15 protein-coding genes are annotated in these 20,763 nt (G+C 57.1%); 9 read left to right on the top strand and 6 right to left on the bottom strand.

What is annotated here, in order from left to right; translation table 11 throughout:
• Positions 1-8: 8 nt before the first annotated feature.
• Both ACFFJ7_RS09875 and ACFFJ7_RS09870 read left to right on the top strand, forming a co-directional pair.
• Positions 9-1,097, top strand: a complete 1,089-nt coding sequence (locus ACFFJ7_RS09875) for a ComEC/Rec2 family competence protein (RefSeq protein WP_377592146.1) — start codon at positions 9-11, stop codon at positions 1,095-1,097.
• A gap of 209 nt (positions 1,098-1,306) precedes the next feature.
• Entirely contained in the window at positions 1,307-3,208 is a 1,902-nt protein-coding gene (locus ACFFJ7_RS09870; protein ID WP_377592145.1) for a CHAT domain-containing protein, read from the top strand.
• Here the strand turns inward: ACFFJ7_RS09870 and ACFFJ7_RS09865 are convergent.
• The 3 genes from ACFFJ7_RS09865 to ACFFJ7_RS09855 form a co-directional block, all read right to left on the bottom strand.
• Positions 3,198-5,519 carry a S8 family peptidase gene (locus tag ACFFJ7_RS09865; protein ID WP_377592144.1) on the bottom strand — a complete coding sequence of 774 codons (2,322 nt, stop codon included), beginning with the start codon at positions 5,517-5,519 and terminating at the stop codon, positions 3,198-3,200. The two genes, ACFFJ7_RS09870 and ACFFJ7_RS09865, sit on opposite strands and share 11 nt — an antisense overlap.
• A 272-nt stretch (positions 5,520-5,791) precedes the next feature.
• A complete protein-coding gene (locus ACFFJ7_RS09860; protein ID WP_377592142.1) occupies positions 5,792-6,778 on the bottom strand; it encodes an AAA family ATPase in 987 nt (328 codons plus the stop codon).
• Positions 6,775-7,086: a helix-turn-helix domain-containing protein gene (locus tag ACFFJ7_RS09855; RefSeq protein WP_377592141.1), complete on the bottom strand. Its 312-nt coding sequence runs from the start codon at positions 7,084-7,086 to the stop codon at positions 6,775-6,777. The genes ACFFJ7_RS09860 and ACFFJ7_RS09855 overlap by 4 nt, the downstream gene beginning before the upstream one ends.
• 509 nt (positions 7,087-7,595) lie before the next feature.
• Between ACFFJ7_RS09855 and ACFFJ7_RS09850 the strand changes: the two genes are divergently transcribed.
• The 7 genes from ACFFJ7_RS09850 to ACFFJ7_RS09820 all read left to right on the top strand — a co-directional run bounded on the left by ACFFJ7_RS09850 (position 7,596) and on the right by ACFFJ7_RS09820 (position 16,417).
• A complete protein-coding gene (locus tag ACFFJ7_RS09850) occupies positions 7,596-9,146 on the top strand; it encodes a recombinase family protein (RefSeq protein ID WP_377592140.1) in 1,551 nt (516 codons plus the stop codon).
• Positions 9,147-9,300: 154 nt separating this feature from the next.
• Positions 9,301-9,585, top strand: a complete 285-nt coding sequence (locus tag ACFFJ7_RS09845) for a type II toxin -antitoxin system TacA 1-like antitoxin (RefSeq protein WP_377592139.1) — start codon at positions 9,301-9,303, stop codon at positions 9,583-9,585.
• 783 nt (positions 9,586-10,368) lie between these two features.
• Positions 10,369-11,138, top strand: a protein-coding gene (locus ACFFJ7_RS09840; protein ID WP_377592138.1) for an IS5 family transposase whose coding sequence is annotated in 2 segments (ribosomal slippage) — positions 10,369-10,699 and positions 10,699-11,138 — 771 coding nt in all. Because the reading frame shifts where the segments join, the coding sequence is not laid out codon by codon here.
• 212 nt (positions 11,139-11,350) lie between these two features.
• Positions 11,351-12,373: an AAA family ATPase gene (locus ACFFJ7_RS09835; protein ID WP_377592137.1), complete on the top strand. Its 1,023-nt coding sequence runs from the start codon at positions 11,351-11,353 to the stop codon at positions 12,371-12,373.
• A complete protein-coding gene (locus ACFFJ7_RS09830; RefSeq protein WP_377592136.1) occupies positions 12,348-13,409 on the top strand; it encodes an ATP-dependent nuclease in 1,062 nt (353 codons plus the stop codon). Before ACFFJ7_RS09835 ends, ACFFJ7_RS09830 begins: the two co-directional genes overlap by 26 nt.
• Before the next feature lie 3 nt (positions 13,410-13,412).
• On the top strand, positions 13,413-15,410 hold the full coding sequence (locus ACFFJ7_RS09825; protein WP_377592135.1) for a UvrD-helicase domain-containing protein: 1,998 nt from the start codon (positions 13,413-13,415) through the stop codon (positions 15,408-15,410).
• Between the two features lie 341 nt (positions 15,411-15,751).
• The gene (locus tag ACFFJ7_RS09820; protein WP_377592134.1) at positions 15,752-16,417 is read left to right on the top strand and encodes a hypothetical protein; all 666 of its coding nucleotides are present in this window, start codon (positions 15,752-15,754) and stop codon (positions 16,415-16,417) included.
• Between the two features lie 11 nt (positions 16,418-16,428).
• Here the strand turns inward: ACFFJ7_RS09820 and ACFFJ7_RS09815 are convergent, their stop codons facing one another.
• From ACFFJ7_RS09815 to ACFFJ7_RS09805, 3 genes are all read right to left on the bottom strand, one after another.
• Positions 16,429-17,586 (bottom strand): reverse transcriptase family protein, encoded by a 1,158-nt coding sequence (locus ACFFJ7_RS09815; protein WP_377592133.1) that lies wholly within the window; start codon positions 17,584-17,586, stop codon positions 16,429-16,431.
• A gap of 191 nt (positions 17,587-17,777) precedes the next feature.
• On the bottom strand, positions 17,778-19,022 hold the full coding sequence (locus tag ACFFJ7_RS09810) for a phosphoribosyltransferase-like protein (RefSeq protein ID WP_377592132.1): 1,245 nt from the start codon (positions 19,020-19,022) through the stop codon (positions 17,778-17,780).
• Positions 19,023-19,326: 304 nt separating this feature from the next.
• A complete protein-coding gene (locus ACFFJ7_RS09805) occupies positions 19,327-20,433 on the bottom strand; it encodes a Fic family protein (RefSeq protein WP_377592131.1) in 1,107 nt (368 codons plus the stop codon).
• Between the last annotated feature and the right edge of the window lie 330 nt (positions 20,434-20,763).

The raw sequence follows: 20,763 nt of genomic DNA, 5'->3' as shown, positions 1-20,763 counted from the left end.
AGTACGACATGGTATTTCGGCTTACAATGTATCCCGCCTTGGACGGTGACTGTCTTCTCTTAACATGGGGAGAGGGGGGCAGCCTAAAACATCTGGTCATGGACCTCGGACGTGCGGGCACCTGGAAGAAGGTACGGCCTACGCTCGCCTCCATTGGCGAGGTGGAGCTTTTTGCAATCTCCCACGTCGATGCCGATCACATTGCTGGTGCCATACCAATGCTGAAAGACGCCACTCCGGCGTTCAAGCCCAAACGGGTCTGGTTCAATGCCTTTCAGCAACTGGAACGTGCCAACACTCGGCTTGGAAAGCTGGAGGATTTCGGTGCAAGACAAGGGGAGAAGCTTTCGCGCGGCATCGCAAATTTCCAATGGCCCCGGAATGCTGAATTCGCCAGCAAGATCATCTCCACCGATAGCCTAGAGGCGAATGACTGGATTGAACTCGGCGGCGGACTGAAGGTTCTTTTGATTTCGCCTGATGATCAGTCACTAGCGGGTTTCATCGAAGCGTGGGAGGACGAATTAGCGAAGGCAAAGATAAGGGTGTTTGATCCGGACGAGGATGAAGATCCGGTGGGACCACTTTTCGAACCCTTTGCGGGCTTGCCGGATGTGAAGGCGTTAGCCAAAGCTCAATTCTCTCCGGACACAGCACCTGCTAATCGGACTTCGATTGCGTTCATCGCCGAGTTTGACGGCAAGCGGATCCTGTTTGCGGGCGATTCACACTCGGACGTGCTGGAAAGACAGATCGCCCCGCTGGCTGCAAAGGAAGGCGGGCGTTTGAAGCTCGACCTTTTGAAGGTCGCCCATCATGGCTCTAAAGCAAACACCTCACCAAAATTTTTCAGCATGATTGACTGCCAGAGGTTTGCGTTCTCGACAGATGGATCGCGCGAACATGGCCACCCCAACTTGGAAACGGTAGCGCGCATCCTGGTCAACGATCCTGAGCGGCCAAAACATCTGTATTTCAACTACGAACGGCCAACTTCCTCCATGTGGAAAAGCTCGCTACTGACGGGCAAATGGAATTATACAGCTCACTTCCCGGTGGACGAGAAAGACGATGGCACGCTCATTATCGACCTTTAGACCGCGCGCTAAGCACGCGGTCGTCCATATACTGCCCGCATGATTGGCTAAAAGAAATGTTGTTTTCAGCACTAACTCTAGCCAAAATTGTAACGGATTCTTTTGGCCGCTTCACGGCCACTTTCGGAGTTGAATGCCTCCAGGGCGACCTAAATGGCTGATGACTGCAGCTGGTCAGTATCGTGCGAGGGGAGGCAGAAGATAAAACGATGGCTGATTCAAAGCGAGAAACGAGATATGGGCAACCAACGGTGTCTGTACCAGACAGCAGCTGGCTATATCTTGTCGAGGTTTTTCAAAGCCGCTTCCCTAATACGCTGATCTCTCTGACCTTCCGATTTGAGCAGGGCCACGGAACGCTCGAAGCGCAAGTCGGCTCGGAAAAAGGAAAGGCGATGCTCGATCAACTTTTCCGAGAGCATCCATTCGTCGTCTCGCTGGAATCGACAATCGTCGTCGCTGCCCCTTTTCGATCTGCCCATCAATCGGACCCCACGGACGCAGCTTTTGAGTCGTTTGGAATAAATGCTTCGGCAGCAGATACCGTTACCGTTGAGCGTTTTCCAAGCATCGAAGTCGCAGGTGATTTGAAGGTCGGGCAAGCTGTCGTTGTCGTCGTTCGACTAAACGAGGAGGTCGATAGGCTCACGGATGGTGAGGCATCGAGCATCGAGGACGTCCCCGCCGATTGGAGAGTGATCGAAGTCGAGGTTTCGCTTGATGCGGAGCACCTGGAATTTGAAGAAAACGACGGGCGCGAAAAGATCGTTATCAGGCGGGATCAGAAATGTAGGCCCGCTTATTTTTATGGGCGCGTCGTTGCGAGCGCTGCAAACGCAAAAGGCATTCAGATCAACGCCCATTTCTTCTATGAGGGTCGGAAATGTGGTTTTGCGAAGCATGTTGTTCCGCTTGTGGAAAGCGCTCCCGAAAAGGAGCCTGGCGGCAATTCCAGTGAAAGTTCGACGGCTGCGCTGGGAGCAGTATCCACCCAGCCGGGCGATGGAACGTCTTCGTCACCGGCCGCGTTTAAGGCCGGATTGGACGCCTCAGACTTAATAATATCAATCGATAAAGATGATTTCGGGCCTGAGGGGCGGTATCGCTGGTTAAGTTATTCCGCGGCTGTCGGTGGCATGCAACGACGGAAAGAGACAGGGTTCATCGATCTGGGAACGTCGGCGCACGATTATGCGCTGGATTTGCTAAGTCGCTCGCGAAATCCATCGACCGGGGGCCACGCCAGAGCAATCAGAGGTATTGGACAACAGATTTGGGAAGCCACGCCGCACCAGTTCAAAGAACATTACCTGTCACTGGTATCGAGTCACGGTGCAAATTTTCCTATCCAAGTTTTCTCTGACGAGGTCAATGTACCTTGGGAGATGATGTGGCCCTCAAATCCTTCGAGTGACCAAGATTTCGACCACCTGTTCATGCGGCATCCTATCGCTCGGTGGCCAGGCACGTCGGGTCTGATTACCAATTCATTCAAAGCTGGAATGATTGCGAGTTTCGTACCGACCTACGTCAGTCGCCCTTTACCAGCGGCGCAAGCAGAGGGGCTTTGGCTTCAGACTGAGGTTGGCGCGGTCGCACACGAGGCCTCCTATGATGGTTTTCTAGATTTTCTTGAGAACCCGCCCGCAGATAGGCACGTACAGATCGTACACTTCGCTGGACATGGTTCTTCCGCCGCTCCCGACAGCCCGGCCAGCATTGAGATGGAGGCTCTCAAATCGATTACGGTTGACGAGGTACGGCAGGGAGCAATCAAGCTCGGAAAGCGAGACCACCCGCTCTTTATCTTGAATGCGTGTGAAGTCGGAACTAGCACGAATGAGTTGGGCCTGGCGGACGGCTGGGCTATGGCGCTCATCGGGAATAAGTTTGGAGGCGTGCTCGCGCCGCTGTGGCCAATCGACGACAAAGACTCGAGCCTAATGATCCAAAAAACGCTCGGGTGCTTTCTGAAGAGCGGTGAGACCCTCGCTGAATCGCTTCGGCAAGCAAGGGTGTCAGCGAGAACACTTTCTCCGACGCCGTTTTGCTATGTGCTCTACGGAGATGTTATGGCGAGGGCCGAAAGTGCGAACGCCCCTACGTCGTGATGGTAGCGACAGGACTCGCAACGAGTGAGGTAACCGGCGCCGCTGCCTTAATGGCTCGATAGATGTTGGTGTTTCCCTCGGGGACCTTGATTGAGACGATCAGTGAAAACCGGACGCTTCTCTGATATCGACCACTGTGTCGTATATCGCTCCACCACCCTTTTATCGGTGCGACGGAAATTCCCTGCCTGTCAGCCAGACGGTAAGCGGGGCCTCTCCATATGTCCTGAATCAAGTTCCCCGCTGTGGTCAGACGCCTTCCTGTGATCCAGCCGTCGTCGGCGCCGCTTGCGGTCTCGTCGTCCTCACCGAGCTGATTGAAACGCAGCTGGGCCCGCGCGTCAGTCTCGCCAAACCGACGAACATCGAATTTGAGACGGTGCGACTGATAACGGTCGTATCGATTGCGAGCGATTGCATGAGGATCGGGTTCGACGAAGTAGGATAAAGTGCACTTCATCTCGACTTCGGTCTGGTTAAGTCTGCGGAGATCCGCAGTTGGCCAAGGCGGGATAAAGTATTTCATCTCCTTCAGCTTAACGTTGTTACCGTCTCCGAGTTCGTAAGGCTGAAGCTCATCCTCGATGATCATTGTGGTTGCGTTCTCAGTGCTCGCAAACAGTCGCTGTTCGTTTGGCACACCCCATCCATAGCGCTCGAGTAGTGCGCTCCACGAATCACTTGTAGAGCCAGATTGCTCCAAAAGGGTGCGCTGCTGCAGCATGGCAGGTGTCCATTCTGAGCTGTGCACGATCAGACCGCGCACGGTTTCGGGTCTAAATTTCGGATATCTCGCCATAACCTTCGCCGCCAAGCCAGCCGCGGCAGCCGTTGCGGCACTTGTCTGACCTGTCATAGCCAGCGGATTGGAAGGTGCTGACCGGGACGTGGTCAAAACAAGGTTCCGGGGCGAGACGCGTGAAAAGACCCCACCGGCGTCCATCTCGAAATTTCCACCTTCCATAACAATGTCCGGTTTCTTGACTACCCGAGATTCCCATTCTTGCGAGGTTCTCGACGTTGGCGAAAGGTCTCCAACGGGTGCGACCAGAGGAGCGCGTCCAGCTCCCTTCATGGTCATGGCACCCACTGAAAGCGCATTGAGTGCTTGGGCAGGCGATTGCACGCCGTACTGTCTATTTCTTTCGAGATAATCGGCGATTTGATATGGTTCATCTTCGGAATGGTCGACGTTGCCGACAGCCACGCAGAAGAGGCGTCCTCGCCTACCATCCTTGTAAGCGAGCAGGTCTAGCGCAGCGGATGTTGAAGATGGACGGCCGTCCGATGGCTCATCAGGCGCAGTTTGAGCGAGACAGAAAACGCGATGAGCTTTACTAACCTCAACCAGAGCAACAGCTTTCTGGATCGCCTCATGTGCAGGAAGATCAATGCCACCGAGGGGTGCCGCTACTACAACAGACTCCAGCGATGTCTCTAAGTTTATTGGAGATCTGCCGTTGGGATCGATCTTGCCGAGGTCGCCAAAAAGCGCAACGCCCGCCATTTTCGTGCCATGGCCAGCATGGTCGGTGACGGACCAGTCGTCGCTGACGCTGTAGCACCGAGCGCGGGGCAATGAGCTTGATAATAGAACGTTGCCAGGGTTCACGCCGGTGTCCAGGATAACGACCCGTGGCGCTCCAGTTGCCGCCGGAACGACCTTGGCAGCCAGTGCACCTGCTATTGATCGATCCTGATTATGATTGACTTCTACATAATCGGACAGAAATGATGATGCCCCCCGTAATTCGACAACAGCACCGCTTACCCTTACGAGTTCCTGCATATCCTCTGGCGTCGCACGAACATTGCGGACGGCCGTTTCAACGAAGCGGGTGGCATCACCCTCAATCTCGATCTCGAAATGCTCAGCGGCCTTGTGGAAGGCATCCTCGTATTCGAGTCGAGTCCAAACCTCCCACTCCGTTTCGCCTCTCTTGCGAGGGAATCGCGCTGCGCTGTCGGTCCAAAAGTCACGGAGTGTGGCGGGCCGAATCGATGCGGCACTCTCAAACAGCTTGAAATTACGTGGTCTCTTCCCTACACCTTCTTCGTCATCGTTGAACAAGTTTTCAAAATTATCGTCATCGCTCGACCAATTCTGATACTTCTCAATTGCTCCAAGTAGGGACTTTGCGCTACTTCGAGAGATGAAAAAGCTCGCAGTGTCTGATCGAACAGGCTCGTTTTCAGGAAACGAACCGGCTGACGATTGGAAATTAAGAAGCTTCAATCCTTGGGTCGTAGAACGAGCACCAGAGCTTACAAAGAGCGGCACATCCGCCCGGCTCTCCATGGCAATAACCATGCCACGCTGCTTCGCGTCTATCTTCAGACGAGCTTGCTCTCTCGTCAGATCTGGCAGGCGCGAAATCGCTTGCTGTAGATCTTCGCGGAGTTTCTGTCCGTGAGCCTGCCTGTTAAGGACTCGCTCGGGCTCTTTCGAACTCCCGCCTCCGTAGGCTCGGAATTCTTCAGAAGCGACGCCAAGATTTCGGAGATGTAAGTGGGGGTATAAGGCCATGACAACCATCGATTCTCTACACAACAAAGAGATGCGACAGCGCTCTTCATGTCAACTCAAAGTGCGTCGTTGTGCAGAGCTTTCCGGTCGCGCAACGCTCGTTTCAAGATCTCTGAGTTCATGTCTCCGCCATGATCTAAAACCGCGTCGCGAGCAGCGTCGTCTGCCACAGATACTAGGTCCGCTTGGCTCAGTCCGGCCATTTCACTTTCGAGCTTTTTCCACTCTACAGCAGACAAGTCGAATCGACCTAGATGATTGGCGATAACTTGGCGGCCTTCGCCGGGAGTGGGCTTCGAATAAGAGAAAGCGGCGTGGAAACGCCTGAAAATAGCCGGGTCCAACAGAGTCCGGTGATTGGTAGCGGCGATGATGACGCTTCCGGATTTGTCATCTTCCAAAAACTGGAGAAATGAATTGAGCATACGCCTCGCTTCACCGATATCATTGTCCGCATCCCGGCGAGAGGCGAGGGCGTCGACTTCGTCGAAAAAGTATACGCCCCGGGTGGTACGCATGGCGTCGAACACCAAGCGCATTTTTGCCGCCGTTTCGCCCATGAATTTCGTGATGACACCGTCGAGAAGGATCGTGAACAACGGCAGGCCAAGATCCCCCGCGATCGCGGCGGCAGTCATGCCTTTGCCAGTGCCGGGCGGCCCTGAAAAAAGGAACTTACGACGGGGAGAGAGGCCCTTCGCCTCAAGTAAATGGCGAGCCTTGTGTTCTCGGACAAGGCCGTGGATGCGTCGACTGAGATCGGCATTGAGAACAAGGTCTGAAAGCTTAGTCTCTGGATAGATAGCGCGAACCAAGCCAGCGAGTTCGCCTCTCGGGGATATCATGGGAACCGGCTCTAAACGCCGCTTCTCAAGTTTGTCGCGTCGAATGTTCTCAACTATACCCCGGATCTCTCCAGCGACCTTCACCTTTCCGGATTTGCCTGCGTCGTCTGCGATGTTCTCAGCTATCGCCAGAAACCGCTCGCTGTCTCCAGCAGCGTGGCTGTGTATCATTTCGATCACATGCTTTGCAGCGGTCATGGTTCTCTCCTGTCATCCTTCACCTGCACCCCATCCAAGGCAATTTCAAGTGCTGCTTTAATCTGTGGCGCAAATTTCAAAAAATTATGCAATAAACGCAAGGCTTCTTCATGGTCGTCCGGTTCGCGGATAGACGTGGGCTCGCCGATAAAGGAGTGCGCTGCTCTCATCATTACGGGCGAGAACGCACCGGCGTTCATCGCGCGGCTGAGTGATGAAGGATGAACTCCCATCATCCTTGCAACCTCGGCAGCAGAAATGTTGAGTTCGTTTCGGCGCTGTTCAATTGCCTCGCATAGGGAGGCCATTGGCAATCTCTTTGGTCTACCTCTCATGTTGCATAAAATGCATAAAAACACAAAAAAGGCAACTGGGTTTACAAGGCGCGGCCGGAACTTGAGGGATTCTGGCGGCTCCGTAGGCCGCCCAATGTACTGCTCGCTTCTCTGCGATCTGCTTGAGCAGCCAATTGACCAGAGGGCACCCTCTGTTTCAAATTGCGTGTTCTTCAAATAAAAACGAACAAAGGTATTTCTACTGCGCGGAGCTAACGGAAATGCAAATCCATCAGACGTTTAGCTAATCTAGTCAACAATACAGCGGTTCGAATCCCATCAAGAGCCTCGATATTTCTGTCACACACCACTGATGGTTGATTGGCAATGCCCGGCAGGGGAAGGTGATGCATCGGCGCCTTTCGCGTGGTGTGGGAATGCCTATTCCTCCCGCTTATCCTCTGGATAATGTGACATGCAACTTCTCTCTGGCCTTGGTTGCTGGCAAAGGGCGCTCCCCTTTTGAAATGCCAGGAATGCCGATGCCGAACGTTGCCCTCTATGCCCGATACTCCTCCGATCTCCAGAGCTCGCAGTCGATTGACGATCAATTCAACCTTTGCCGCCAATTCGCAGAGCGTCAGGGGTGGAAGGTCGTCGGGTACTATCGCGATGAAGCCATCTCTGGCGCCAGCATCCGCGGCAGGGAGGGAATCGTCCGGTTGTTGGATGATGCACGGGCGGGACGGTTCGACACCTTGTGCGCCGAGGCGCTCGACCGAATTTCCCGCGACCAGGAGGACATGGCTCATATTTACAAGGCGCTACAATTTCGGGGAATTGCCCTGCATACGGTGACCGAAGGATTGACCGACGAGATGCATATCGGCCTCAAGGGCACGATGAATGCGCTGTTCCTGAAGGATCTTGCAGAGAAGACGAAACGCGGCCAACGCGGACGGATCGAGAAAGGCCGTTCGGGTGGAGGCCTCGCCTATGGCTATGACGTATCCAATGATGGTGAAGGCGGTGCCGGAGGCCGCTGCATTAACGAGCGGCAGGCGGTTATCATTCGCCGAATCTTTACAGCCTTTGCTAGGGGAGAGACGCCGAATGCCATTGCCGCAGCGCTGAACCGGGAAACTGTTCAGGGGCCGGGCGGACATTCCTGGGGCGCCACTACCATTCGTGGGCATCGGGCGAGAGGGACCGGTATTCTCAACAACGCCCTTTATCGTGGCAAGCTGGTCTGGAACCGCCAGCGTTTCATCAAGGATCCAATTACCGGAAAGCGTCAGGTACGCCTTAACCCAGAGATGGAATGGGTCATAAAGGATGTTCCCCATCTGCGGATTATCGACGAAGGCTTGTGGCAGGCAGTAAAGGACCGGCAACGGGAGGCGGAACGGCGTCATGGGGGTGTTCGTGACGGTGTTCGGAAATCCGGGGAGGCCCGGGCTCTTGGCCTCAAGAGGGCTCCCTCGAACCTCTATCGTCTCCTGACCTGTGCGCAATGTAGTGGCGAGTTCTATAACGTCGGGAGGGATCGTTACGGCTGTGCGGAGCATTACCGGCGAAAAAACTGTGGCAATGGCAAGACGGTCCAGCGAAGAGTAATGGAGGCAGCGGTCAGAGATATTCTTGCCGAGGCTGCCATGTTGATCACCCATCACGCGGACGCGTTGACCAACGACGAGCAGGTGAACGCCGATGAACAGAGCCGCCAGATGCAAAAGGATCGGTTCCAGCTTGAGAAGATTGACCGACGACTTCAGGGACTGATGTCCGCCATCGAGGACGGGCTATATACGCCAGCCTTGAAGACGCGCTTCCTGCAGCTCGAGGGTCAAGCCGAAAGCCTGCGAGCGAGATTGCAGGTCAGCGCAAGGATGTTGACGCCTGCAAAACAGGAAGCAGGGCGGAAGTGGAACGAGCTGCAAACTTTGATTGCCAGATTGCAGGCGAGCGACACGGAGTATGATGTCCTGCAGTTCAAGCGAATGGTCGGAACGATCAACGTCATTCCCGGAACGGCTCGCAGCACTTGCAGGTTCTCGCCGGCGTGGCAGTTGTTCAACCACAGTGGCAAGTGAGGACGGCGGCACAGGTTCGAAACTCAGTACGCGGAGCTGAAGGGCGAACTAATATGTTCGAACGTCTGCACTCTCGTGTACCTAAAGCGGTAGTCAGACGAAGTTATTATGCTGTAGAAAAGGGGAACGTAATGGTCGCAATCGGGTACATCGTTTGGACGAGACAAAAGACATTATAACGATACGGCTTTTGGAAGCCGATGCTGCAGTGGTTAGGCGTGCAGCCGACCAATGCGGTCAGTCGCTGACGGAGTTTGCGCATACCTCCATTCTACGATTCGCAGACGACGTGATAAATGGGCGTTTGATTGTCATGACGCCGGAGGGGTTTTCGGATTTTTGCTTGGGCTTATCCGAGCCGGTTACATCGGTTCCGGAAATGGTCGAACTGATAAATCGGCCAGCGCCTTGGGAACGAGAACAGACTGCCGATCAGTGATTGGACTTCACTGGTTGCTCACCTTCTGGTTTGAAGGCGAGGTAGCTATGCCCATGTTGCAAAAAGTTCGCCTTGCGGGATGACAATATCCCTGGAAGCCATTGTTAAATAATCTGAAATTGCGCGATTTAAACCCGCAACCATCTTTACTTGCTTGGAGCGCAAGTAAAGATGAAAGCTCGCCCCCGCAACCAAGACATTCAGAAACCCCCAGCAAAATCAATATTTTGCTGGGGGTTTGTTTTGGAGAAATATGTCGCGTCAGTAAAATCAAGCACTTAGTTTCACAGGTGCAAATCGAGTGTGTCGAACCCCGCAACCACCTACGAAACGTAGCGGGGCGTAGAAGAGTCTCCCAAAGGGTTGCATGAGGTGCTGACGTGGGCTTAATCCCGGTGGAGAGAGGCGCACGAGGGGGGTCCGTAGTCGGGCATTTTGCTGCCAGTAGCTCCGGCTCTCAAATGCCGTAACTTCCATCTTCTATCTGCCGCCCTCTACGTCCGTTGCTCCTCCGATCTCCAGAACCCCGAATCTATCGGTGATCAGCTCCGTCTCTGCCGCATCCTGGCTGAGCGGGAGGGATGGGAAATTGTGGAGATAGGCGGTCTCCAGTGCTAGCATCCGGGGCAGAGACGGAATGTTCCGCCTGCTTGACGATGCACGGGCAGGGCAGTTTGATACCGTGCCCGTTCATGCCCGAGAGACCCTAGGTCACATACCCATAAATAGGCTTCCGTTTGGCTCGGGCTTCTGATTCACTGTCCTCCTGCGGGGAGGTTTGCGATGGCTCGCTTTGACTTGACGGATTTTGAGTGGTCTGTGATCGAACCGCTGCTTCCGACGAAGGTGCGCGGGGTGCCTCGCGTCGATGACCGCCGGGTTCTGAACGGCATCTTCTGGCGGCTGCGCACTGGCGCACCGTGGGCCGACATCCCGGCACGCTACGGCCCGCATACGACCTGCGTGAACCGCTTCAACCGGTGGCGTCGGGCCGGCCACTGGGCACGCATTCTCGAAGCGATATCAGCCGCTTACGACGGCGATGTGCAGATGATCGACTCGTCCTCGATCCGCGTTCACCAGCACGCCGCCAACGGTCAAAAAAAGCCGAACGATCCCGTTGCATGGGTCGCTCGCGCGGCGGCCTGACCACCAAGATCCACGCCCTCGTCGATGCCGAAGGCCGGCCGATCCGCCTCAAGCTGACCGAGGGCCAGGCTCACGACGGACGCTCGGCGGCCGACATGTTCAAGCTCGCCGAGGCGGGATGCATCCTGCTCGCCGACCGCGCCTATGACAGCGACGCCCTGCGCGCCTCAATGGCCGAACGGGGCGCATGGGCCAACATCCGCGCCATGCCGAACCGCGTCAAAATCTTCCCGTTCAGCCGATGGATCTACCGCCAGCGCAACGCCGTCGAGCGCTTCTTCAGCAAACTCAAACACTTCCGAGCCATCGCCACGCGCTACGACAAACGCGACGACAATTTCCTCGCTTCCGTCCAACTCGCATCAATTCGCATCTGGTTGCGAACTTACGAGTCGGTCACCTAGAATGGCGGAGAGCGTTCATTTTTGCGCTTGGGACGACCGACTGACATGGGGCCGGAAGCGGCATGACAGCTTTCAGGTGACTTCAACCAAATAGCTGACCGTCGCTCCGTCATGTAGATACCGCTCGAGTCGCCAGAGCTTTGGCGCAAACTGCATATGCCCGTTTGTCGATTTGGCTCTCTCTGATAGGTTGGGGGTAGTGGGGGGATATCGTGTATATTGCAGAAATTCGCATCGAGAATTTTCGCCTATTTGGCGCAAGTGATCAGGCCTTCGTGCTCCCACTGACGTCGGGACTTACTGCACTGGTCGGCGAGAATGATGCCGGCAAGACCGCGGTGATTGATGCGCTCCGACTGGTGCTCGGTACGCGTGACCAGGATATGCTGCGCGTCGATCCGATGGATTTTCATCAAGCGACGCCCGGTGGTGAGCGCGCCGACCAGATTATCATCCGGCTGATCTTCCGTGGCCTGACCACCGCCGATCGTGGTGCCTTCGCCGAATTCCTGACCTATGAGACGGCCGCCGGTGCAACCGACACCGCGCTGATCTTGACTTGGGTCGCGAAGCGGAATGCCAAGGAAGGCAGCTCGCGCCGCGTACTGCCTCCTGAGTGGCGCACGGGCACCAAAGGCGACGGCCCACTCCTCGATTTGGGCGCTCGATCGCTCCTGACCGCGACTTATCTGCGGCCACTACGCGACGCGGAGCGGGCGATGAGTGCCGGGCGAGGATCACGGCTGTCTCAGATCCTCCAGCACACCAAGGAAATCCGCGACACCGGCAACCCGTTCAACAAGCTTGCCGATCCGCCAGACGATCCGAAGACGTTGAGCGTGCTAGGTTTGGGTGACTATGCCAGCCATTTGTTTGGCGAGAGCGAAGGCATTAAGCAGGCACGTAAGCGGCTCAATGAGGACTATCTAAGGCCGCTCTCATTCGCCAACGACCTGCTGCATGCGCGAATTGGCGTGGCCGGCGCGCAGGAGGACAACCTCAGATTGCGCCAGCTGCTTGAGAAGCTCGAACTCGCACTGACCGCATCTTCCGATACTGAGAGCGCGCATACCCGCGGGCTTGGCTCCAACAACCTGCTGTTTATGGCGTGCGAACTGCTGCTGCTCGCCGCTGAAAGCGACGGTTTCCCGCTCCTGCTTATCGAAGAGCCCCGAGGCGCATCTCCACCCGCAGCGCCAACTGCGTTTGATGTCGTTCTTGCAGGAACAGGCTGAAAAGAAGCGCGCCGACGGACAGCGCATTCAGATCATCGTCACGACGCACAGCCCCAACCTCGCCTCGGACCTACGACTCGGCAATCTTGTGCTGATCGAGGGCGGGCGGGCATTCCCGCTGCGTGAAGGCAAGACCAAGCTTAGCGCATCGGACTATCGTTTTCTTGAACGCTTCCTCGATGTGACCAAAGCAAACCTGTTCTTCGCCCGGGCGGTGCTGATCGTTGAAGGCGATGCCGAGAATATCCTGCTGCCGGTGATTGCCAGACTCCTCGGCCGCGACTTCCACCATCACGGTGTGTCTGTGGTCAATGTCGGGGGTGTCGGGCTCGGACGCTACGCGCGAGTATTCATGCGCGAGGATGAGGCGCAAGACGGCGCCATCAACGTCCCTGTCGCTTGTATCACCGACATGGACGTGATGCCTGACAACGCGCCGTGGATTGTCGGAAAGCTTGAGGACGGCCAGCCGATCCCGGTCCGCCCGCCATCCAAGAGACAATGGCGGATTAAAGCAGATTTCCCAGCCGATGAGCTGGAGCAGCGGCGGGCCGAGCGCAAGGCCAAGGCGTCGGGCCAGAAGGTCGAGACTTTCGTGGCCGACGAGTGGACGCTCGAATACGACCTCGCCTTTCATGGGCTTGGGAAGCATGTCTACCGTGCGGCCTCACTGGCGCTCGCCGATGACAGGCTCAACGCCGGTACTATGCCCCACGCCGCAACTCTCGACGCCGCCGACGCCGCCTATCAGGCGCTCGTCAATGCCGCTCACGATCAGCCCACGCTCGCCTCGCATGTCTATGCGCTGTTCGAGGCCGACGGCGCCTCAAAAGCAATCGGTGCGCAATATCTCGCGGGGCTGCTCGAGAAGGAAATCGCCGCCGGTATACTCGATGCTGAGGGGCTGCGTGCGAGGCTTCCCCCCTATGTCGTCGACGCGATCGCGCATGTCACCGGGCCATTCCCGCTGCCACCCGCAGAAGATGGGGCAGCCCAACCGAACCCGCCTGCAGCGGCTCCCAACCCGGCGGCCTGAGCGATGTTCGACGATCTAATCCGCGAAGAGGATGTCGCTTGGGCGACAACACTGATGGGGCTGGGGCCGGATGGGTTCGCGCCGGTTGATGGCGATAACAGCCGGTTTCAGGCAATGCTCCGGCTCGACACGGTCGATTTCGAGGCATGCCCCGGCAGTGGCAAGACAACCTTGCTTGTCGCGAAGCTGGCGGTGCTCGCAATGCGCTGGCCGCACCGGCAGCAAGGCATCTGCGTGCTGTCGCACACCAATGCCGCGCGCAACGAGATCAGCGCGAGGCTCAGCAATACAGCGGCGGGCATCGCGCTCACGCGCTACCCCCACTTTGTCGGCACGATCCACTCGTTCGTGAATGAGTATCTGGCGCTGCCCTGGCTCCGGTCGAAGGGCGTCGAGGTGCGCTGCGTCGATACGCAGATCGCGCTTGCAAAGCGCTGGGCTCTGCTGCCGGGCAATACACGCTGGGCGTTGCAACAGGCAAATCTGACGGAATCCTGCCTCATTTACGGTCAGCCAGATTACGCCGGCGGCAAGACCGGTAACTTTAGACCGCACACGCCGACCTACCAGGCAATCGTAACCGCTCGTCGCGCTTCTAGTGAACAGGGTTATTTCTGTTTTGACGAGATGTTCATCTGGGCGAACCAATTGCTCGACCAGCATCCGGAGACGATCCTCACGCTTCGTCGGCGCTTTCCCCTCGTTCTCATCGACGAGGCGCAGGACAACAGCGAAGCGCAATCGGCGCTGCTGCACCGCATCTTCTGCGATGGCGACGCGCCGTCGCGTCGGCAGCGGTTCGGCGACTCTAATCAGGCTATCTATGCGAGTTCCAACCACAGCGGCGCCAAGACTGATCTTTTTCCCGGCGAAGTGGTGCACCCGATGCCACGCAGCTATCGCTTCGGTCAGGATATCGCGGATCATGTGAAGGGCCTAGGAGTCGCGCCACAGCCGTTGGTCGGCGCCGGGCCACCCAATCACCTTGGCACCGATCCCAAGGCGCCAGCGATTTTCCTGTTTGACGATGGGACGGTACAGGCGGTACTGCCGCGCTACGGCCAACATCTTCTTGATAGCTTCGACGGAGCCGTGCTCAAGAGCGGCGTGTTTACCGCGGTTGCCGGGGTGCATGAGCCCGGCGAGAATGATCGCGTCCCGCGAGCGATGGGCCATTACGTGCCCAGCTACGACCCGACGTGCGCAAGGAAAGAATCTGCCCCGAGCAGCTTCGCGCAATATCTCGCGCGAGCACGGTTTGAGACGGCGGGCAACGGCAATACCGACAAGCTGGTCAATGCGACGGCCGCGGCGCTGCTCGCCGCGAGCGAGCTTGCCGGTGGCCCGCACAACCAAATCGCGCGAAAGTCCCCGCATCGTCGGGTCGTGGAGGTGCTCGGCGACAGCGATGCGCGGGCCAGTTATCTTGCGCTGCAGGAGATCGTCCTGACACACCAAGGCGATATCACTTCTGCGATCTGGGCAGCGGAGGCACTGGCCCACATCGACGCAGTGGTGCGGCAACTAAGCGGTGTCGCCGCGTTGGACAATGATGTCGTCACGTTCTTGGCAGCACCTCAGCTGCAGGCCATCGCCGGAGGCGAAGCTGCCAACGTCGCGCGCACCGATAATCTGTTCGCCTATCCCCCCGATGCACCGCAGGTGCGCATTCGTTTGGGCTCGATCCATTCGGTTAAGGGAGAAACGCACACGGCGACACTGGTACTCGACAGCTTCTTCCACGACCACCACCTGAGCGAACTCAAGCCGTGGTTGCTGGGGACGAAATCCGGAGGTTCTTCGATAAACCGCAGGGGCAGGCAAGTCTCAGAAGGCCCCCGCATCCTCGGGCGGCTCAAGCTCCATTATGTCGCGATGACCCGCCCAACTCACCTCCTGTGTCTCGCGATGCGCAAGGATGCATTCGGCGAGGGAGAGCTCGACACGCTGGCGGGTCGCGGCTGGACAATCATCGATTGCTGCGCACCCGCTCAAGCATAAGCATTCGCCCTTTTGTACCCCGTTTCGGACCGACGATTACGCCCCACCCCTCCAACGACATGCTCTTGCGACATCCATTCACGTCGAGCACTAAGAAGCCACGCGTACAGCCTGTAGACGAATGGCTGCCTTTGGGATCAATTGCGCCGTTGCGGAACGACCAATTTAGGGCGCGGTGGTGAAAAGTTCAAAGCGGGCTGGAAAAGCACAAACCTTGAAAAAGGTTTCAGAAATTTCTGTGCGGCCGGTCCTGTTTCGAGCGAAGAAATAGGCTTGCCACTTGTGCAGACAGAAAATTTGAAGTGATGCTTGTGCTTCAAACTCTGGCAAGCGGGGCATGTATGTCCGTTCTGGATATTCCTCTCAGAAAGGCGCTGCAATTGTTCTATGCGCCACAGTCGTTACGGCGGGCAATTTTGAAGGAGGATATTCGGCTCGACCGCAGAAAAGAAGCAGGCGGCACTAGAAGCAGAGGCGGCGATTTCTACTTGCCTTTCTGGTCGGATGTCAAAAGGCACATATCCGGCGATGGCGATCTAACGCAATTGACGGATGACCGTATAAAGTCAAACAGGAATTTCAAACGGCTATACCCGCTGCTGAAAGACGGCATCCTCGAATTACTCAGTGCGAAATTGCGTTGGTCAAACGAACCAGTCGAGATCGTCCCTCAAAGCGTACACGGTAACCTGCGAATTGAGGACCTAGGTGGCACAATTCGAATAAGGGATGCGCTCAACGCGCGCGTTAGGGGAGAATATACCCGCGTCGTGTACCCTTACTTCAGCGAAGAACCGGCGCTCCCCGAAGAGGGCGGAAGGTTGGGCTTATGGGTGATGCAGCAAGCCCTGACAGAACTTGATCCAGATGACATGCGTGTTATCGACGTCCTTCGTCGGACATTTTTCTCTCCACAAACGACGCCGCTGCAAGGCAACGAAGAGACGGTTTTCCGTAAAAATTACCAGTCGTTGATCGGCGAATGGGAGCGTCTAAAGCATGAATGAGAGGTCGCGGGTTATCGAGTCCAATCCACTCGGTTGGCTTCCGCATACAGCTTGGACGCATACGCCTCGTCCACTTGATGCGCGAAAGCAATCAAACCGAGGATATGCCTACGCATACCGATCTTCGAAGCGAATCCGCGTTTCGCGCGGTGGCGTTCAGGACCGATGCTCTCGTGATTCAGCGCGTAGAGGTGGGTTTCGATGTTGTTCCTGAAGGCTTTCGTGAGGCGTGGGCGCCCGGTGTCGACGGCCACGCCCAGCAGGATTTTTCTGCCGCCAGGAGGCACGATCGTCGTCTTCTGACGATGTGGGACCAGCCCCGACGTCTCCAGTGCTGTCTCCACCTGCTTGACTAAATGCATTGCCTCGCCGCGGCTGGAAGGCCCGATGCGCGAGAACGCCAGATCGTCGGCGTAACGTGTGTAGGTCCAGTTCTCAGATGTGGCGAGTTGAGCTAGCCGACTGTCGAGGATCGCTGATGCGAAGTTGGCGAGCATCGGACTGGTCGGCGCCCCTTGCGGAAGATGCCCCATAGGATGTGTGCGATATGGTTGCGCACTCGCGCCTCGCCCCAATCGATATCTTGGATCAATTCGTGAATGGGTGGGTAATCGCGTGCAGATGCGGGCCATCTGAAATGAGAGCAAAGCTCCGTAGCCGAAGCCACGAAACACCCAATACGCAGCGTCTTCATGGATTGATTCGAAAAAGTGCCGAACGTCCATCTTAACGAGCCACTTAGCACCGACGTGACGTTCGGCTGCGTCGACCAGGTCACGATTTTTGATGAAAGCGAAGCTCGCGGGATGGGAGGGTATCACCTGGAGAACATTCTGAGCGATCCATCGCTGCGCCCGCATCAAGCGTGGCTCTGGAACGCAAATAGTGCGGTATCGACGTGGCGGTGCCGAAACCTTGTTCGGCACGCCGCGCTTCTTGACGCGAAACACGCGATATGGATCAATCTTCCGATGAGCGACTTCGTGCAGGAAATCCGAGGAAACGTCGGAGAGATGCGCCAGATGGTTAAGCGTGAGCACGACCGGCAGGTCGGGGTGACGCCTCTTTATCGCTGACGCTGCCGCGATCGACGCGCTCACGGTTTCGTCGGATCGCCCTTCCGCTTTGGCGCCCGAGGCGAATGTCTGAGGATCCCAAGGGTGCTTCATCTACTTTAGATCGGCCCTGGCGGCGTCGCGTCGTCCATCGAAACGAGCCTCCGAGGAGGTTGCCCAAAGGGCAACGATGGATGACGCGACGTGGACCTGCATTCTGGAGCTCTTTCAACGGCGACGGGAAGCCCCGTCCCCCTAGACGGCAGGTTCGTACCCGCAGTCCTGGCCGTCCGGAGACGGCATGTCTAGATGAGCCGAGCCTTCGGGATCCTCAGAGTTTCAGGATAATACGGAACTAGCGAAGTTTCAACGAGCGGAGTCATTCGCTCTCCTGCACGTCCCGATTCCATGAATTTGTACCCTTTGTCGGTTATTCGTCCCGTGCGAGTAATCAGTTCTGATTTCAACGCTCGCGCAAGCGTGTCCATGACGGTGGATGCGGGCAAAGACGTCCTGGATGCGAGCGCGATTTCGGCTCCCCTGTACCATCGCCCCTTGAGCATGCTCAGCACGAGTACCGTCAGTCGTTCTTCTTCGGTCAGTTCTCGACCGAAAACCACACCATTCGACTGGGCGGCGGAAGCGACCGCTTGGTCGAGCGACCGCACGCCGAAGACATCGCGCAATTCCGGGGGCGCGGCTCCAACATAGAGCGGGCGCCATCCACTCTCACCATGATGGATGATCGCCGGAGTATTGTTGGGAATCCGGTAGTTGAATGCGATCAGGGCACCGTCGCCACCAAAACCGAATCGGCCGGCACCACGCCCCTCCTCAGGCCCATTTGTCTGGATTAACCGTGTCCAAGACCACATGGTTCGATAGTCGGAGGTGGATTTAACAGTGGGAGCGATCCACTCGGCTTCCACCTCCGGTCGTAACCGATGGCGACGTATCTTGCTTAGAGCCGATGGGGTGGCAGCGGCTGCTACCACTCGGAATCGGATCATGTCGCGTGATTTCCACGACCGCACCGTGGGAACAGCCCAGAACTTGTCCAGCATGGTTGACACGCGTGTACCCGATCCCAGGAAGTCGGTCACTACAATGATCTCGCCTGCCGGCGCGGTCTTGCCCCGTAGTCTTTCGGGGCCGGGATGGTTCATAAAGACTTTGGTCCACCGTTCCGACGCCTGGGATATTAGATGCGCGATAAACCCCTCGCTTCCAACGCGAGCTCGGCCACGAGTTGGTCTGACAGCCGGTGGGCCATTGTAGCCGACCGCCCGCTGCCGCAAACGACCGGCCGCATCACGAAACATCTGGACCTCAAAAATAAGAGACGCATCGAATTCGCGTTCGGCGTAGAGCGCAACGCGTCGTTTCCTGTGACGCTGCCCCTCTGCGATCCGATCCAAGGCCGCCCTGATGGATGCGCCCACTTGCTCCTCGTTCAGAAGCAGCATCGCGTCCAACAGGCTGGCTGCGGTCGTGCGGTCGTCAAAGCCGAATTGGTCGAGCCAGGCCGCGCCAGCCACAGTCTGGCTCAATGTTCGGGGTCCAGCCAAAAACAACTCCACCTTGGTTTGTCGGGAACAGCCAGCGGCCTTCTGGCCGTCATCCCGGTTGCTCCCCATTGAAAATTTATCTTGCTGTCAACCAATTCGTCCACTGTATCGCAACAAGAGCTGGCCGGACCCGGTGAGGCGCTTGACCGTGTTCGTTTCAGGCCGCGTAGCCAGACAACAGGCCTTCTCGCGACGATAAAGCCGATCAGGTGAATGGCAGGTTTTGGCGAAATGTGACGTCGACCTGAATGGTCGAAATGGGGGCGCACAGCGGTCTCTGAAGCGTTTATGGCCCGATAAGCGCATAGCTTGTGCTGCGCCCGCCCGCGGGCTCCTTCCGCAGGATATCACGGCCGACGAGATCGTCGATGTCTCGCAGCGCCGTGTCTTGCGAGCATTTCTCGATCGCAGCCCATTTCGATGTCGTGAGCTTGCCCTCGAAGCCGTTCAGCAACCGATTGAGCATGTCGCGTTGCCGGTCGTTGAACGCCGCCCCGGCGTGGCGCTCCCAGAAGCGAGCCTTCCCGAACACTTTGGCGAGCGTCGTTTCCGCGCCGTCGAAAGCCCGATCCAGGCAGCCGAGGAACCACTCCAGCCACAGCGTGATGTCGAGGTCGGCTTTCTGTGTGCGTTCAAGAATGTCGTAGTAGGCGTTCCGCTCCTGCCGGATTTGCGCCGACATGCTGTAGAACCGCTGTGCCGTTTGCTCCGACCGCGCGAGCGCCATGTCGGTAATGGTGCGCGCGATGCGTCCGTTGCCATCGTCAAACGGATGGATGGTGACGAACCAGAGATGCGCCACGGCGGCCTTGAGCACTGGATCGATGGCAGCCCCACCGTTGAACCAGTCGAGAAAGGCTTTCGTCTCTTTTGGCAGAAGCGATGCGCGTGGTGCCTCGTAGTGAACTCGCTCGCGGCCTATCGGTCCGGAAACGACCTGCATTGGCCCTGAAGCGTCGTCACGCCAAATGCCGACCTTGATGCGCGTCATGCCGCTACGGCCGGTGGGGAACATGGCTGCGTGCCAATCGTATAGCCTCTCCTCGGTCAGCGGCTCGGCGAATTTCTGCGTGGCGTCGAGCATCATCTCGACCACGCCCTCGACATGCCGATCCGCAGCGGTAAGGCCACCGATATCCATGCCAAGGCGGCGGGCGATCGAGGAACGGACCTGTTCGCGATCGAGGACTTCCCCCTCGATTTCGCTGGATTTCAGGATCTCCTGTGTGAGGTTCTCCAGCGTTGCTTCGCTGCGCAGCGGAAAGCCCAACGTTTCCATACGGCCGATCAACCGGCCTTGCCGATGGCGAACCGCCGCCAGGGACTCAGCCAGACGGCTCACGTCCCAGCAGAACTTGGGCCAATCCGGCAATTCATGGATATAGGACGTCATTCTCCGCACTCCTTGCAGAGAATATGGCTATTATTCTCTGCAGGCGCAATGCTATTTGCCGCATAATATGCGGAGAATATAGCGTACATTCACCGCATCCGATCCGATGAGCCGGCCGCTGGCTCATCGCACAGCAAATGTGGAAGCTTGCTCGGCTGAGCTGACGACTGCCAAGCCAAGCGAAAGACCTTCTCCATATTTGCAGCAAGCACCGACGGTACGAAAACAGGGCTTTCCATAAGAGACACAATGGATTACGCTACTGACCTGCCCCCCGGTCGTCCCTCGTTCATAACGAGAGTCCTTGGGTTTGATAGTGGTCGGTTTCGG

The sequence above is a fragment of the Pseudochelatococcus lubricantis genome (assembly GCF_042432495.1).
GTDB lineage: Bacteria > Pseudomonadota > Alphaproteobacteria > Rhizobiales > Beijerinckiaceae > Pseudochelatococcus > Pseudochelatococcus lubricantis.
The sequence above is the reverse complement of the archived record's forward strand: the minus strand, read 5'-3'. Positions and strand labels throughout refer to the sequence as shown.

Excerpts from the sequence above, each read along its gene's own strand:
- ACFFJ7_RS09875 (WP_377592146.1), top strand. The coding sequence starts at position 9 with ATGGTATTTCGGCTTACAATGTATCCCGCCTTGGACGGTGACTGTCTT.
- ACFFJ7_RS09870 (WP_377592145.1), top strand. The coding sequence starts at position 1,307 with ATGGCTGATTCAAAGCGAGAAACGAGATATGGGCAACCAACGGTGTCT.
- ACFFJ7_RS09865 (WP_377592144.1), bottom strand. The coding sequence starts at position 5,519 with ATGGTTATTGCCATGGAGAGCCGGGCGGATGTGCCGCTCTTTGTAAGC.
- ACFFJ7_RS09860 (WP_377592142.1), bottom strand. The coding sequence starts at position 6,778 with ATGACCGCTGCAAAGCATGTGATCGAAATGATACACAGCCACGCTGCT.
- ACFFJ7_RS09855 (WP_377592141.1), bottom strand. The coding sequence starts at position 7,086 with ATGGCCTCCCTATGCGAGGCAATTGAACAGCGCCGAAACGAACTCAAC.
- ACFFJ7_RS09850 (WP_377592140.1), top strand. The coding sequence starts at position 7,596 with ATGCCGAACGTTGCCCTCTATGCCCGATACTCCTCCGATCTCCAGAGC.
- ACFFJ7_RS09830 (WP_377592136.1), top strand. The coding sequence starts at position 12,348 with ATGTCGTTCTTGCAGGAACAGGCTGAAAAGAAGCGCGCCGACGGACAG.
- ACFFJ7_RS09825 (WP_377592135.1), top strand. The coding sequence starts at position 13,413 with ATGTTCGACGATCTAATCCGCGAAGAGGATGTCGCTTGGGCGACAACA.
- ACFFJ7_RS09820 (WP_377592134.1), top strand. The coding sequence starts at position 15,752 with ATGTCCGTTCTGGATATTCCTCTCAGAAAGGCGCTGCAATTGTTCTAT.
- ACFFJ7_RS09815 (WP_377592133.1), bottom strand. The coding sequence starts at position 17,586 with ATGAAGCACCCTTGGGATCCTCAGACATTCGCCTCGGGCGCCAAAGCG.
- ACFFJ7_RS09805 (WP_377592131.1), bottom strand. The coding sequence starts at position 20,433 with ATGACGTCCTATATCCATGAATTGCCGGATTGGCCCAAGTTCTGCTGG.